Origin of the sequence: Algibacillus agarilyticus, assembly GCF_003286125.1 — a bacterium.
GTDB lineage: Bacteria > Pseudomonadota > Gammaproteobacteria > Enterobacterales > Alteromonadaceae > Algibacillus > Algibacillus agarilyticus.
In genome coordinates this window covers 1-715 of the sequence record NZ_QMED01000081.1, presented here as the reverse complement: position 1 = coordinate 715, position 715 = coordinate 1, and the positions used below count along the sequence as shown (strand labels likewise).

At 50.5% G+C, this 715-nt stretch carries 1 protein-coding gene; it reads right to left on the bottom strand.

Features of this window, described 5'->3' with window-relative positions; all coding sequences use genetic code 11:
* Positions 1 to 40: 40 nt before the first annotated feature.
* On the bottom strand, positions 41 to 715 hold a 675-nt coding region (locus DPX34_RS22470), incomplete at its 5' end, for a chlorophyll a-b binding protein (protein WP_157960708.1).

Sequence of the window (715 nt, the reverse complement as noted above, 5' to 3'; positions counted from 1 at the left end):
AAATATATTTCGATATGACATAACCAATATTTAAAATAGTTTACTTTCCGGGGACGAAGTTTGTAGCGTAGGACCAGGCGTTGTTGGCAACAGGGTCAGCAAGGTGGTCAGCAAGGTTTTCCAAAGGCCCCTTTCCGGTCACAATGGCTTGAACAAAGAATCCAAACATAGAGAACATAGCTAGTCTTCCATTTTTAAGCTCCTTCACTTTCAACTCAGCAAAAGCCTCTGGGTCATCAGCAAGGCCCAATGGGTCGAAGCTGCCACCAGGGTAAAGTGGGTCAACAACCTCACCCAATGGCCCACCAGCAATTCTGTAACCCTCAACTGCACCCATCAAGATCACTTGGGTAGCCCAAATGGCCAAGATGCTCTGGGCATGGACCAAACTTGGGTTTCCCAAGTAGTCAAGACCACCTTCGCTAAAGATTTGGGCACCAGCCTTGAACCATACAGCTTCACCGAACTTGACACCGTTACGGGCCAAAAGCTCTGGGAAGACACATCCAAGAGCTCCAAGCATGGCCCATCTGGAGTGGATGACCTCAAGTTCACGGTTCTTGGCGAATGTCTCGGGGTCAGCTGAAAGCCCAGCAGTGTCCCATCCGTAGTCACCGGGGAATTCACCAGTGAGGTATGATGGAGCCTCACCAGAGAATGGGCCTAGGTACTTGACACGGTCTGGGCCGTACCATGGGCTTCCTGATGGTGCAAC